The sequence below is a fragment of the Mucilaginibacter jinjuensis genome (genome assembly GCF_028596025.1).
Classification (GTDB): Bacteria; Bacteroidota; Bacteroidia; order Sphingobacteriales; family Sphingobacteriaceae; genus Mucilaginibacter; species Mucilaginibacter jinjuensis.
In genome coordinates this window covers 3,248,689-3,263,907 of sequence record NZ_CP117167.1, presented here as the reverse complement: position 1 = coordinate 3,263,907, position 15,219 = coordinate 3,248,689, and the positions used below count along the sequence as shown (strand labels likewise).

13 protein-coding genes are annotated in these 15,219 nt (G+C 42.7%); all 13 read right to left on the bottom strand.

Annotated features, from left to right (window positions below):
- Nucleotides 1-29 precede the first annotated feature (29 nt).
- Nucleotides 30-512, bottom strand: coding sequence for a hypothetical protein (locus PQO05_RS14720; RefSeq protein WP_273628078.1), 483 nt, complete (start codon nt 510-512; stop codon nt 30-32).
- A gap of 29 nt (nt 513-541) precedes the next feature.
- Complete coding sequence (locus PQO05_RS14715) at nt 542-1,339, bottom strand: outer membrane beta-barrel protein (protein ID WP_273628077.1); 798 nt, start codon at nt 1,337-1,339, stop codon at nt 542-544.
- 232 nt (nt 1,340-1,571) lie between these two features.
- The gene (locus tag PQO05_RS14710) at nt 1,572-2,819 is read right to left on the bottom strand and encodes a formylglycine-generating enzyme family protein (RefSeq protein WP_273628076.1); all 1,248 of its coding nucleotides are present in this window, start codon (nt 2,817-2,819) and stop codon (nt 1,572-1,574) included.
- A gap of 62 nt (nt 2,820-2,881) precedes the next feature.
- Nucleotides 2,882-3,922, bottom strand: a complete 1,041-nt coding sequence (locus PQO05_RS14705; protein WP_273628075.1) for an HAD family hydrolase — start codon at nt 3,920-3,922, stop codon at nt 2,882-2,884.
- A gap of 12 nt (nt 3,923-3,934) precedes the next feature.
- On the bottom strand, nt 3,935-5,074 hold the full coding sequence (locus tag PQO05_RS14700; RefSeq protein ID WP_273628074.1) for a glycosyl hydrolase family 18 protein: 1,140 nt from the start codon (nt 5,072-5,074) through the stop codon (nt 3,935-3,937).
- Entirely contained in the window at nt 5,071-6,426 is a 1,356-nt protein-coding gene (locus PQO05_RS14695) for a BatD family protein (protein WP_273628072.1), read from the bottom strand. The genes PQO05_RS14700 and PQO05_RS14695 overlap by 4 nt, the downstream gene beginning before the upstream one ends.
- The gene (locus PQO05_RS14690) at nt 6,420-8,186 is read right to left on the bottom strand and encodes a VWA domain-containing protein (protein WP_273628071.1); all 1,767 of its coding nucleotides are present in this window, start codon (nt 8,184-8,186) and stop codon (nt 6,420-6,422) included. Before PQO05_RS14690 ends, PQO05_RS14695 begins: the two co-directional genes overlap by 7 nt.
- Nucleotides 8,187-8,190: 4 nt before the next feature.
- Nucleotides 8,191-9,174, bottom strand: a complete 984-nt coding sequence (locus PQO05_RS14685) for a VWA domain-containing protein (protein ID WP_273628070.1) — start codon at nt 9,172-9,174, stop codon at nt 8,191-8,193.
- A complete protein-coding gene (locus PQO05_RS14680) occupies nt 9,164-9,649 on the bottom strand; it encodes a DUF4381 domain-containing protein (RefSeq protein WP_273628069.1) in 486 nt (161 codons plus the stop codon). Before PQO05_RS14680 ends, PQO05_RS14685 begins: the two co-directional genes overlap by 11 nt.
- A gap of 37 nt (nt 9,650-9,686) precedes the next feature.
- Entirely contained in the window at nt 9,687-10,640 is a 954-nt protein-coding gene (locus tag PQO05_RS14675) for a DUF58 domain-containing protein (protein WP_273628068.1), read from the bottom strand.
- Between the two features lie 15 nt (nt 10,641-10,655).
- Nucleotides 10,656-11,615, bottom strand: a complete 960-nt coding sequence (locus PQO05_RS14670) for an AAA family ATPase (protein ID WP_273628067.1) — start codon at nt 11,613-11,615, stop codon at nt 10,656-10,658.
- 78 nt (nt 11,616-11,693) lie between these two features.
- A complete protein-coding gene (locus tag PQO05_RS14665; RefSeq protein WP_273628066.1) occupies nt 11,694-13,244 on the bottom strand; it encodes an arylsulfatase in 1,551 nt (516 codons plus the stop codon).
- 17 nt (nt 13,245-13,261) lie between these two features.
- A complete protein-coding gene (locus tag PQO05_RS14660; protein WP_273628065.1) occupies nt 13,262-14,869 on the bottom strand; it encodes an arylsulfatase in 1,608 nt (535 codons plus the stop codon).
- Nucleotides 14,870-15,219: the final 350 nt, after the last annotated feature.

Below are 15,219 nucleotides of genomic sequence, written 5' to 3'. Positions count from 1 at the left end.
GAGTGTCCTTGCCGTCATATTGGTAGGTATTAGTTATGCTTGGTTTTATCCAATTCGTCAATAAATGGAATATTATCCTGCACTTTCAACCTTACAATCTGTTGCAGGTAATTCTCTAACTGATAAAATTTAACTGCATTTTTGTCGCCTATTGTGCTTGCAAATTTGGGGAAATATGAACTTTGCAAGTCGGTAAACGCCCTGTCATTTGCAAATGTGCGTACAGCAAGTGCAGAAAACGCCTGTCCTTTCATGGTGTCATACCCCTTTAAATAATCGTTGACAATGGCTGCGCGTTTCTTACTTAAAGCCAGTCTTTTAGCCTCATAATTTTCATACAATGGCCAAAATTGTTTGCTTTGGGCAGCAGTCATCTGGATGTTTTGCTTTACCAGATCGGCTTTCTGTTTTTGGAAAACACTCTGTACAATGGCCAGGTCTTCATTACTAACCTGCGCAAATGCGCTAACAGTGAACAAGGTTACAATTGCTGCTAAAATGATACGTTTCATAGTGTGTGATTTTTATTGAGTTTAATTGTTTATGATTTAGATTTTCCGATGGCTATTGGGATACCCACGCCTAACTGTATGTATTGATTTTTTGCATTGAAAGGCACTTCGTCTTTGTACACATTTACAAAGCCTTGCGAAAAACGAAGATTAAGCCTTACGCCTTTGCCCTGGTAAAAGGCATATTGGATATCTGCGGCCACGTCAAAATCTACCAAGCCGTATTGATCACGTAAGTTGTAGGTGATGCTTTCTTTACCACCATCGGGCAGGGTTATTTTATATATATCTTTAGCGATGGTTCTAACTGCAAGCTGTGGACCTGCTGCGAAGCTTAGCCCTGTTGTTACATGATACCGCAGTAATGGGCTCAGCTCGAAATAAGTAAGCTTTCGCCTGATATCAGCATCTTCGGCACCCGGCACATTGGGTTGTAACTGATAAGCTAACGGAATTGCAGCAGCCCCTCTGGATGATTTAAAAATGAAGTAGTTACTTAGCTCCCATTGCCCTTTTAACTTTACATTGGTATACGCACCGATAATAAGGCCCGGCAGTAAATTGCTGCTTGGCGTGTTGGTTAAACCAGAGGTTTCCATACCAATATGGATCCCCAACGACAGGTTATCGTTGTGTATATTTTTACCAAACAATAAAGCCAGCAAAGCTTGCCCATGCACCGGTAAACAGTGCGCCGATAAGCACAATACCAACAATACATATTTAAAGGTTTTATACATCAGGCTGATTTTTAAGGCGTTTTTATTTGGGGTACTATACAAAGTAACCTCATTAACATGCCCGGAAGATGTATTTAGGGGTTCCAAATTGTTGCAATTCAAAAGATGCAACCCAATTTTTATGTGCAACAGCCTAAAAATCGATGAAAGATGGATTTTTTGAGGCTCTACATTTTAAATGAAGATCTCGCGCGTTTACAACGCGTGCGTAATACTTTCCGGCGATTGCATCGCCAGCGCATAAAACAACAAAGCATCATGGATTATCATGATGCTTTGTTATATAATTAAAAAAATTTAACCGGTGTATTTGAAACGATTAATTAGATGCCATTTTATTTGCAGATACAGGGGCTACATCTTTCACACAGCGGAAACCGATATGGTTAGATGCCGATCTGTAATCGCCTTTGCCGCGGGTGCCCACCATGTACCGGGTGCAATACTGGTCGGTACATAAAAATGAGCCGCCTCTTTGTACTTTCTTTTTAACGCCTGGTTCATCGGGATCATAAGAATCAGCCGGGCCTTTAGGGTTATTAGTTACTTTATTATTTGAAACAGTTTGATAATAATCCGGGCGGTACCAGTCATTACACCACTCCCAGGCGTTGCCTGCTATATCATATAAGCCATAACCGTTTGCAGGAAATTGTTTTACGGGGGCTAAGCCTTTAAAGCCATCAATACCTGCATCTTTATCAGGGAAAGAACCTTCAAATATATTGGCCATCCATTTGCCGCCGGGCTTTAGCTCATTGCCCCAGGCATATAATTTGCCTGATTCACCTCCTCTGGCTGCATATTCCCACTCAGCTTCTGTTGGTAAACGTTTACCTGCCCATTTAGCATAAGCAGCGGCATCCTGCCAGCAAACCTGCACTACCGGGTAATTATCTTTCCCTATAATATTAGTGTTCGGGCCTTCGGGGTGCCTCCAATCTGCGCCCTTAACGTAATCCCACCATTGCAGGTAATTGTTCAAAGGTACTTTTTGCGGCGGCGCTATAAATACCATAGATCCCGCTACCAGATTTTCTTCGGGCGCATCCGGAAATTCTTCGCGGGTTGGTTTTTGCTCTGCAACAGTTACATACCCCGTAGCTTTTACAAATGCGGCAAATTGTTTATTGGTAACCTCGGTAGCATCCATATAAAATGAGTGCAGGGCTACACGGTGAACCGGGCGTGCATCATTCATCATCTCGTGCCCGCCATCATTCATACCTACGGGGTTTACACCACCCATACTAAACTCGCCGCCATCAATAAATTTCATGCCGGCAGGCACTTCGCCAACACCGGCCGGTTTATCAAATACGGTTTCTCTGAACTCACGGCCGCCGCCTTCCATAAATGTGGCGCTGTCAGACCGTGTAAGCCCTGTTGGCCTGCACATAGAAGCTGCGCTGCCCGGAAAGTTTATCTTTTTAACGATATAGGTCTTTTTAACTTCTGTAACCTTAGCTGCAGAAGTAACATTATTTTCGGTTTTATCGGGATGGTTTTTACAAGCCTGTAAAGCCACCAGTGTTACTCCCAATAATATTAATGCCTTGCTTTTCATAGATGGATGCATCTTTATACCAAATTAGGTTTTTATAATTAATAATAGACCAATATGTACTACTAATTTACTGGGAATATTTTCTTCCAATCACTTTTCATACTTACTACATGCCATTTGTTGGCAGCAGCAGCGTTTAACGAAGCATTATCTTTTTCTTTATAAGCAAATTCGCGCACTGCATCATCATGATTAACCATTAATTGAAAGCTCGCATACTTATTACTTTGCGAAAATTTAAGCATCTGGATATCGCCACCGCTTTTTTCGTTACCGCAGGCAAAAACCGGTATTTTACCAATATGCCATTGTATGTTAACCGGCTTACCGGCCTTATCACAGATGGACGCGATTTTACCCTCGCGCATAATTTTGTGCGTAGCCTCATCAAACTTGTACTGTAGTTTTGTGCCTATCACCTGCTCTTTAGGGATACCATAATACCTGTCAGAAATTGCCCTTACGAACTCTATAGTCCCACCAGAACAGATGAACGTTTTAAACCCATTGCTGCGCAAATACTTCAATAATTCTAATTGTGGCTGATAAGTTGCATCCTGTACCGGGTATTTTTGCCTTTGAATTACATAATGGGCAGTATCAAAATAGAGTTTAACGGAACGATCAAACTCCTCTTCCGATGTACCCGACAGTGACTTTATGATAGCTCCTGCAATTACAGATTCATCTGCGGTAGCCAGGTAGGCTTTATCCTTTGTAATAATAGCCTTATAAGGTTGTTGTTGAGCCAGCTGTGGATTAGCCTGGATCATTTTTTTAAATGCAAGCTTTGCATATTCCAGTTCAATAGTGGGTTGCTCGGCCCAGAGTGTACCGTCATTATCGAAAGTGGCAATACGGTCTTCAACCGGGATAAAATCCTTTCCCGAACTTTTGGTCACTTTTTCAACATAAGCAATAATAGATTTCTTCAACGGGCCATCATTCCACGAAGGCAGCGGGTCGCCAATGGCTTTATTGATTGTGATTACGCTAACCTTTTTCTCATCTGCTTTCTTAGTATTGAACGATAAAACGGCAATACCAACTGTTACTACGCAAGCCACCGTTATGAGCTGTTTACCTCGGTTGTAAGTTTTCATACTGATCTTGTTTTAGTGTTTACTTTTATATTTTTTATTGGCCGCCGTATTTACCGCAGCAGTTATTAACGAATATTTGTTGTTTACATCCTGGCCCAGTTCCCAAAACATAATGCCTCCGCCAAAACGCATTGCACCTATTGTTTTCCGCTTCACGGTTTTAATACCGTCATAATAAATAGTGTAATGATGCGACGTGTCTTTGATTGATACCGGCTTTTTAGTTTTGATAATTGCACTGTCGCTATAAGCATTGCCGCCTTCTTTCAGTATGGTTTTAAAGGTTAAAACATGGCCACCCTGCGGTATACCACTCGGTCTGCCGTATATAGGCATTCCTAATACAGCTTTGTCTTTGCTCATTTTACGCACCCGCAACCAATAGTAGAAACTATTGTAGGCTATTTTACTGTGCTGTACATAGGGATCATCTTCATCATAAGCATCGTAAATCATCACATTGAACCAATCAACCCAGGGGCCGGTCAGTAATTCATCCTCAATAGCACTTGCCCGTTTGGCCTTGTTAATACCCGGTGCAACTGCACAGCTGAAATAATATTGGCCGTTAACATGGCAGCTATCACCCAATTCTTTTGCGAATAGCGTGAATGGCTTATCTGTTTTCTCTTTTTTTGTGGGGAACTCCCAATCCAGGTCTACCCCATCTGCCTTGTATTGGCGTATCAACTGCATAATTTGTGCAATGCATTTAGATCGTTCTGCAGCACTTTTCGTCATGATCTTAAATTCGGAAGGTTCGCCGCTAATACCCAAAAATGCCTTACTATGATTACGGTGCGCGCGCCTTACGAGTGTTTCTAAAGCCCGTGGATGCATTGCTTTTACTATATTATTTTTCAATACCTGTGCGCAGGCATAAACGATCACATTACATTGTGCGAATTTCTTTTCAGCCACCTCTGTCGAGTCGCGCGAATCCAGTATGTACCCAACAATCTTAAACCCAAACTCAGGAGGGGCAAATATTTTTCCAGACAATTTTTTAAGTGTGTGAATGGTATCAGTCTTTTTAGCAACGCTTGAATCTGGTTTAGATGCCTCCTTCTTTGCGTCTGAATTACAGGCGCATAGCAATGCTATACCTGTTAGGGAAAACAAGTAACTGAGTGATCTCTTTGTTTTGCTCATTCTTCCCATTCGGTTTGATTTAAGGCAATCTTATTATTCACTTTTACTTTGGCTTCATCCTTTAATTGTGCTCTATATTTCTTGATATTCTTCTTGAAATCAGCATCTACTGCTCCATCTGAATTATCGCCTGCGTATTGCTTCTTGTAGAAAGCGGCAATTTCTTCATCAATATTATTTGCACTTCTTTTTCTGGTATCATTTTGCAGTGATGCAGATTTATTGGTAACCGAAAACCGATCCCACCAGGCGTACATATTATTTAACAATACCAGGGACGAATTAGACGAGCGCTTAAACCTGGCGAACCAATAAGGCTCACTTTGCAAATAAGCCCGGCGTTTGGTAATTATTATTTTCACCAACCCTACTATCATTTTTATAATAAAATACAGCACGCAAAGCGCAACTAAGCTGTACAAGGCAAAATAGTACCATGGGATACCATAAATTAATTTGGGGCCGTGTTTAATCTTTGCAGTAGATTTGATAGGCTGTTGTTTATTCAGGCTATCCTTCAGTGTTTTTAAAATGCCCAGATTTGGATTTGGCGCTACGTGAATTTTTATCGCAGGTGTACTTCTTTTATAAACACGACTATTATTAGGATTAAACCATTCAATAGTGAAAGCCGGCATTACAAAATTGCCCTCTTTCTCCAATAAATAGTTAACGGTTTGTGTGCGGGTTCCATTAGCATCATAATCGTCACGCGTATCGGCAAGGGTTGCCGAACCTGGGTAAACGCCAGCCCAATCCAGACTGTCTGCCTTTAGTTCGGGGATAAATTGCGGTAAAGTACCCTTAGCATTAATAACTGTTGTGCTGATGATCACATCGCCAACTTTTAACTTACTAAGTGGCTTATTCCAAGTTTTGCTGATAGATACGTCCTTGGCGACAAACCAATTATCTGTCGACATATTTTTGGGAACAGGCTTAACGATATAAGATAGTGGCTGGGTTTTTATATTAACTTTTTGGCCCTTGTAATCATTAACCGCAGGCGTTGTGGCTACGATATTTATAGCGGGTAAAGTAAACCGGCCCGGTTTGTACGGGAATACTATAAAATAGAATTGTAACCCGGCGTATTGCTTCCCTTTTACGGTGAACACACCGGGTTGTGTCCTGTCGAAAGGTAAAATAAAAGCATTTGGAATTTGCAGGTTATCAAACTCCAATGGTGCGGTATACCAGGTTTCGGTTAATACAGTGAAAGTAACTTTAAATGGCTGTTGGGCATAAACCGTATTCCTGTCGAGTTGGGTTTGGGCAAAGCAGTTTACCTGCGCTTTGGTGGCAAAGGCAATACAAATAAATAACCCGATGAACATTAATTTCTTTACCACGGCGTTTTGCTTTTTTTAACGTTTCTGTAATAAAGTTTTTCCTGCAATAAAAAACGCTTATGTAAAAACTCACCCGGATCAGCTGCTGCTCTTCGTAACAGAATATTACTTGGCAATTGTCCGCTTCTATCAGGTGGCGTACCTTTACCCGGCGATTTTGATTCTTTTGCGATATGAATATTACTGGCCACCTCGTCTGATGTTCGGTCGCCGAACTTGGGCATATTTTTAACCCTCGTATCAGCACTCAGTTTCTCATCTTCCGATTGGGGTTTATGTTCTTTTAGCGGATCATCTTTATGCTTTTTCTTTGATGCAATCTGTTTATCGCCAAACTTATTGGTAACAGATTGCCCATCAAACCTTGCAATGGAATCTGCTTTGTGCTTTATGTTTTTGGTTGCTTCCAGGCTTTTAGCAACCTGAATTTTTAAAGATGGATCGAGATTGATAGCATTCTTAAAAGCATCTTCGGCGGCATCATAACGGCCAAGTCTTGTGAGTGCCAATCCCCGGTTATAGTTACCCGCCGCAGATGAATCTAAGGCAAACAGATCAGCAGCCGCTTCATAGTTTCCTGCCTTATAATAGGCCACAGCCTTGTACTTATCATCCTCAAAACGGTCGGCAGCTTCGGCGTATTTTCCGTTGTTCTCCAACATTTGTCCCTGGTAATCTTTGGTATACCACCAGTCAGGGTTCCTTGATTTTAACCCGCATGACGATAGGCTTAATGTAGCGAATATCAGTACACACCACTGAATGGTCCAGCCCCTTCTAAACCAGAACAAACAGATAGCAAGCGCGGGCAAAAGCATTAAATACCCCATGTCATCCCACTCTTTGGCATCCTTTTTCTTTTCAGATTCGAAGTATAGTTTCTTACTAACCCTGTCTGCTATGCCTTTAACATCAGAGTTATCAAGCGTTAAATTGGTAATGGTGATCTTGGTGTCCTGCGACAAATTTTGAAGCACCGACGGGTCTTGCTTCGATATAACTTTAGGGTAGCCGGGAATTGAAGCTCCGTTAGGTGTAGATACCAACAGGATTTCTAAACGGTGAATTGATTTATCAACCCAGTTACTTAGCAAGGCGGCGTCATCGGTATCAATAGCATCAGTCATTAGTAATAATGTACTGGGAGCGGTTACATGTTTCATCAGCGTATCAACTTCACGCAGTAAAACCGGGATATTACTACCCTGAACAGGCATAATTTTATTTGATAAGCTTTGAGAATGGAATTTAATGATCTTATAATCGCCGGTAAAAGGTAACACCGGATGGGCAGTACCTGCAAAAGCCACCAACCCTGCACGCGCACGCGGATTGGCATCCAAGAAATCAATGATCTTAAACTTAGCACGCTCTATTCTATTTGGATCAACATCCTTCACCATCATGGAACGGGATAGGTCTAATGCAATCAACACAACTGCCTGTATCTTTTGCCCGGGAATTTCTTTCTTTTTCCAGGTTGGCCCGGCAAGGCCGATTATCATACAACTTACCCCAATAATGAATAATAACATCGGCATAATAATAGCCCAATGGCTCCCTTTGCTAAACATATATTGTCGTAATGGGGAGGCAACCATTGTTTTCCATTTCCGGCGCTCGTGGTTACTGACGATAAGTAACAACACAATAACAGACAATGGCACAAACAAATACAACGCACGGAACCGCAGGAAGTGAAACTCCTTCCAGTCTATGTGTGTGATGATATTTTTTAAATCGTGCCAGTATGTTTCCATAACCTTAACTACTCCGTCTGAATAAATTAATAATGCCGTTAATTAACGGCGCAGCCAGCGCCAGTAATACCGCCGCCGCCAATGGATAATAATACAGCAGCACAACCGGCCTGTATGTATCCTCATCATAAACCACGGGTTGCAGCTTATCCAGTGTGGCGTAGATTTTTCTCAGTTGCCCTGTATTCATGGCGTTAAAATATTGGCCACCCGTTGTGCGGGCAATGTCTTTAAGCGTTTTTTCGTCCAGATCATATCCACCGCTGCCTTTGGCCTGCCCAATGCCTATGGTATATATTGTAATCGAATCGCGTTTTGCTGCCTGCGCTGCATCCAGCGGTAATATATCCTGGCCGCCATCTATACCATCCGTCAATAGCAGCATTACTTTTTGTTTAATAGTATCTTGCTTAAATACTTTTATTCCATAAGCTATAGCGCTGCCAATACTGGTCATTTGTCCGGCCATGCCTACTTCGGTTTGATCCATCAACCAGCTTACTGTTTCCAGATCAGTAGTAAATGGCGATTGCAGATAGGCATTCGTCCCGAACATTACCAAACCAACCTGGTCGCTTTTACGGTCTTTCACAAAACCTTTCATAATACTTTTAATAGCTCCCCACCTGCTGTATCGCCTGCCGCCAACCACCCAATCTGTAGTTGCCATGCTGAATGATATATCCGTTGCAATTAAAAAACTACGTACCGTTTTAGTCTTTTTAGCAGGTTTGCCCACATATCTTGGCGACGATGCAGCGGCCAGCAAGCACAACCAGCAAAGGCATAATGCTATCCAGGTCAATATATTTTTGCGGCTTACCCATGCCCTTCTTTTTACATGTTGGTTTGAAACGGCTGCTGCTCTTCGAAAAAACGGCGCTATCAACCCGCTTCGTTTTTTATGCAAAGGCGGCAGTATCAGAAATACCACTATAGGTAATGCAGCCAACCAGAAAACCCACTTATATGCTATTTCAAACTGCATTAATATGTCGTTTATGTTTCTTTATCCATCGTTTGGCTTTTTGTGTAAAAGCCTGTGCCTCATCAGCAGTAACTACTTGTTTCGATTGATAAATGGTTTGATTAAGTAACACTTCATCCTGCTCATTAAATGATTTTTCGTGCCAGGTACGGTTTATAAATGCGGTCCATTGCCCATCGCGCAAGCCCGATACATTTTGCCTGCCGTAACGGCTCATGGCAATGCGTTTAATCAGCAAGTCGGCTTCATATATTAAAAGATCAAAAGCTTGTTCATCTGTATATTTTTTTTCAGTATTGGCCAATAGTAATAAAGCATGTTTACGGTAACGGTTGAGTTGATATTGCCTTATTAATAGCCATACCAAACCGATAAGCAACAGCACAATCAGCCCTCCCACTACATACCAGCCGGGGGCTGTAAAGGTGAAGGGAACGGGTTTGGGTTCTATTAATTTTCCAAGTTGGTCATCCATAACGTTCGGTATTTATGTCAGGGAAGCTTGCTTCTGTTTATTTCTTTAATATTTTGCCCATGTGGTGCATAATCTGGTCTTCAATAGCTTCTTCGGTATTGAAAAACACGATGGGTATGCGATAAGGACTAAACTCATCCCGCAAATGCTGCTGCATTTCTACGAAACTGCTTACGTATTTTTTACCCCAGCTGCGCTTATTATTGCGCCAACTGATTTGTTTTTTACCGTCGCTTAAAACAAGCTTACCGTCTGGCAGGGCTTGATCTAACTGATCATATATATGTACCAGCATCACATCATTGTGCTGACTTATATTGCGTAAATACTGTTTGGTTTCGTCATCTATATTCGAAAAATCGCTGACCACCAACACCACATAATCGTGTGTAATGGCTGCCTGCGTTTTTTGCAGCATGCTGTTCAGCAGCTTTGTATTGGTTTCTATTTTTTTGCGTTGAGGCAGAATTCCGTTTCTGTTGACCACACATTGCAGAAAATGCTGCACCTGGGCCTTACTTCTTTTAGGCATCATAAAATCCATGCCTTCTTCGTTAAAAACTATCCCGCCTACCCTGTCGCCGCGTTTTATAGTGTAAAAAGCGCTGATGGCTGCCACATGTGCTGCCGATACAGCCTTTACAAATCTTTGCGACCCAAAAAACATACCGGTACTCTGGTCGGCCACGATAAAGGTTGGTCGTTCTTTTTCTTCGTTGAATACTTTGGAGTAGGTTTCACCTGTACGGGCTGTTACCCGCCAGTCGATATTGCGGATGTCATCCCCGGCTACATATTGGCGCACTTCTTCAAAATCAAGTCCACGGCCGCGCAGTTTAGATTCGTGGCGACCAGCCAGTACAGAATATATAGGATGCTTAGGCAATAAGTTGCCGCTCTGTACCAGAAATTCAAAACGCATTAAATCCTTGAGGTTGGTTACAATCTCGGGAGGATAAGATGTTACTTTATGTTTTCTGAAACCGAGCATACTTATTTCAATTACTTAGGCTACAGCTACATTTTTAAGCAGCTCATCAATAACAGAGTCAGCGTTAATCATTTCGGCATTGGCTTCGTAGCTCAATATGACGCGATGGCGTAACACATCATGGATAATAAAACGCACATCATCGGGCGTTACATAATCGCGGCCATCAAGCCAGGCAACGGCGCGGGCACAGCGGTCTATACTAATGCTACCACGCGGACTGGCGCCATAATTCAACCAGCGTTTTAAGTCTTTACCGAAGTTTTCTGGGTAGCGGGTTGCGCTGATTAGGTCTACTATATATTTTTCGGCAGGTTCTTTTACCTGTACTTTGTTGATCTCGGCGCGGGCATCAAAAACTGCTTTCTGTGGAATAACATCAGCTTTGGTTTCCTTGGCCCCTGCTTCAGAACGTACCAAACGCATAATTTTTAGTTCCTCGTCATTACCAGGATAAGTAATCAGCACCTTCATAATAAAACGGTCGAGCTGGGCTTCTGGTAATGGGTAGGTTCCCTCCTGTTCAATCGGGTTTTGGGTTGCCAGCACCATAAACAACGGATCCATTTTATAGGTTTTTCCGGCAACGGATACCTGGCGTTCTTCCATCGCTTCCAATAAAGCGGATTGTACTTTGGCGGGTGCACGGTTTATCTCATCAGCCAAAATAAGGTTGCTAAAAATAGGTCCCTGCTGAAATACAAAATGGTCTTTCTCCTGTGGCTGATAGATCTCAGTTCCTGTAATATCAGAAGGCAGCAAATCGGGTGTAAACTGGATACGGCTTAAACTGCAATCGAGGTTTTTGGCGAGGCTTTTAACAGCACGGGTTTTGGCCAATCCCGGCAAACCTTCCAGCAACACATTACCATCGGTTAACAAGCCGATTAATATTTTGGTAATTACATCCTCCTGGCCTATAATACTTTCGGCCATCTGGCTTTTGAGTTTCAGAATCTGTTCGAGGCTCGTCATAATTGGTAGAGTTAAAAAATTAACCCCAACCACACACGTTTGGATGCATGGTTGAGGTTGATAAGGTAGTATAGGGTTCTAATTTTTTATTTGCGGCGGCGGCAGTCTCTTCATTACTTCATCTATATTAAATGAGGCAGGTGCTTGCCTTGGCGGAAATGCCTGATAAGTGGCTAAATATTTGGCTACTTTTTCAACTGCTGGTAATATCAGGAATGCGCGTTTTACATACCAATCTTCCCAGGCTGCTGCATTAGATGGTGCATATTCGTATGGATCACTCAGCAAATCAATAAGCATAGGAGCCCTCAATTTGGTCATCGGGTAACGCCATATTTCCATACCGTGCGCATCCTGCCTGTTAAATACATATTTAAAGCGATCATCGCGATAAGCAACCAGGTCGCCATCATCGTCAAAATACACAAACTCATGGCGTGCAGTACCTGTTTTACCACTTAAGTAAGGCACCTGATTATAACCATCCAAATGCACTTTGAAAGATTTTGAACCTTCCTGAGCACCTTTAGTTACATCTACTGCAAGGTTTTGATCACCGCCAGCTGCTGCAACCAAAGTTGGCAACCAATCTTCGGCAGAAAACAAACCGGTAAAATTAGTGCCTGGTTTAACCACACCCGGCCAGCGAATTAATGCAGGCACACGGAAAGCACCTTCGGTTTGCATATCTTTTTCACCGGCAAATGGTGAAGAACCACCATCGGGCCACTGATTTTTCATGGCACCGTTATCAGTACTGTAAATAACAATAGTGTTATCTTCGATACCGTTATCTTTTAAAAACTTCAATAATTCCCCAACCATTTCATCGTGCTCAACCATACCATCGGCTTGTGTGCCTAAACCTGTTTTACCGTCTGAACCTGGTTTAAGGTGAGTAAATACGTGCATACGGGTACTGTTAAACCAGGTAAAAAATGGTTTCCCTGCCTTAATTTGTGTACCCATAAATTTTTCGGCTGCCGCCAGAAACTCTTCATCAACAGTTTCCATACGTTTTTTAGTCAACGGGCCGGTGTCTTCAATTTTACCATCGGCAGTGGAGTGAATTACACCACGAGGGCCAAATTGCTTTTTAAATGCAGGATCTTTTGGATAATCCGGATTTTCCGGTTCTTCCTCCGCATTTAAGTGGTACAGGTTACCAAAAAACTCGTCAAAACCATGCGCGGTTGGCAGGTATTTATCCTGATCGCCTAAGTGATTCTTGCCAAACTGTCCGCACATATAACCCAGCGGTTTTAAAAATTCGGCAATCGTTGGATCTTCTTTTTGTAGCCCAACAGCTGCTCCCGGTAAACCTACCTTAGTTAAACCTGTACGAAATGGGCATTGGCCTGTAATAAAGGCTGCGCGACCTGCGGTACAACTCTGCTGACCATAGTATTGTACAAATACCCCGCCTTCAACGCCAATACGGTCGATATTGGGTGTCATAAAACCCATCAGGCCACGGCTATAGGCACTAATGTTTGACTGCCCGATATCGTCTCCAAAGATGACCAGGATGTTAGGTTTCTTTTGTGCAAGGGCACTCCCGGCAAGGGTTAAAGTCAGCAGCCCGGTTAGGGCTGCCTGACGCTTGCTTATGTTTTTAAAGATTGACATAGATCATTTGTTTAGGTTTATTTATTTCCTCCCGCACCGGATACAGGCGCATGAGCTTTTAGTACCTGACTATTTATCGCGTTTATTTCATCCTCAACACCATCTACCGAGAAACTGGCAGGTAGTTGAGATGGCGGATAATTCTTGAAGGTTTCGAGGAAGCCAACAGCATGGAAACCAAGCCATCCTACGAGATAAGCATTTTTAAAGATCCAGTCGTAATATTGGTCAGAAACCAGATCGGCTCTTTCATAAGGATCCATCCTCAGGTTAAATAATTTTGGCACCCTGTATAGGATAAAAGGATCAGACCATACCCTGAACCCACCCGGAGCGGATTGTTCGCGGAATACAGCCTTCCAGTTTTTATACCGGAAACCTACCAGCTGTGCATCATCATTAAAATAAGCAAACTCTTCGCGGAAACTCTTGTCCGTTTTCCCTGTCAGGAAGTCGAGCTGGTTATAGCCATCCAGGTGTACTTTAAATGTTTTGCCGCCAATACTGGTGCCAGTCAACAAGCGTTCTTTAATGTTTGCATCACCTGCAGCTGCCAATAAGGTAGGGAACCAATCTAACCCGGCAAACATTTCTGTAGTTACAGTGCCTGGTTTAATATGCCCTGGCCAGCGCACAAATGCCGGTACACGATATGCACCTTCCCAGTTTGAATTTTTCTCGCTGCGGAATGGTGTGGTGGCAGCATCCGGCCAGCTAAATTGGTTGGGGCCATTATCTGTTGTAAAAATCACAATGGTATTGTCTGCAATTTTCAGTTCCTCAAGCGCTTGTAACAGTTTACCTACGTCGCCGTCCATTTCCAGCATACCATCTGCATAATCATTGCCAGGCATGCCGCTTTGGCCTTGCATAGACTGGCGGATGTGTGTAAAGGCGTGCATCCTGGTAAAGTTCATCCAACTAAAAAATGGCTTACCGCTTTGTACCTGTCTCTTCATAAAATCGATACAGGCAGCAGTAGTTTCATCGTCGATGGTTTCCATCCTTTTGGTGGTAAGCGGGCCGGTGTCCTCAATTTTACCATCGGCTGTGCAATGCAATACACCACGCGGGGTGTTATTTTTGGTAAAAGCGATATCATCTTTTGGCCAGTATGGGCGTTGTGGTTCTTCTTCCGAATCGAGGTGATATAAGTTACCGAAAAACTCATCGAAACCGTGTCTGGTTGGCAGGTATTCGTCCCTGTCGCCTAAGTGGTTTTTACCAAACTGGCCTGTGTTATAGCCCAGTGGTTTTAAAGCCTGTGCAATGGTAACATCTCTTGCCTGTAAGCCAACCGGTGCACCGGGGATACCTACTTTTGATAAGCCTGTACGTTTAGCGCACTGGCCTGTAATAAAGGTAGACCGGCCTGCGGTACAGCTGTTTTCGGCATAATAATCTGTAAACATCATACCAGAATGTGCTAAACCATCCAGGTTAGGCGTTTTGTAACCCAATACCCCGAACGAGTAGGCGCTGATATTAGTTTGGCCAACATCATCACCAAATATGACGAGGATGTTCGGTTTTTTCTGTTGCGCTAAGGCACTTCCGGCCATCGCCAATGTCAGCAAACCTGTTAAGGCTACCTGACGCGTACCAAGAGTTTTAAAGATTGACATAGTTATTTGTTTAAGTGATACATTACGTGCTAACTGCTGTAACAGCGATTCTGAGTGGTTTATACACAAAGTAATAGCATCAGGTGCCCTAAACTTGCACAATAGGCATTCAAACCCGTTGCAGTTTTGAATGTGCAACATTGTTTGACCATAACTGCCTTAAAACCTTATTTTGGATTAATAAAAGCCTATTTTGAACCTAAGAAGACTTTTTTACAGTAAAAGAATATCATCAGGTGCCTAATGGTTCATCTGTTGCACTTTGAAATGTGCAACAGAATAAGCTGTATTAATAAGCCTCCTGCCAATCAATCAATTTAATTTTGGCTGCCGGACTTGATCTTTCAGTT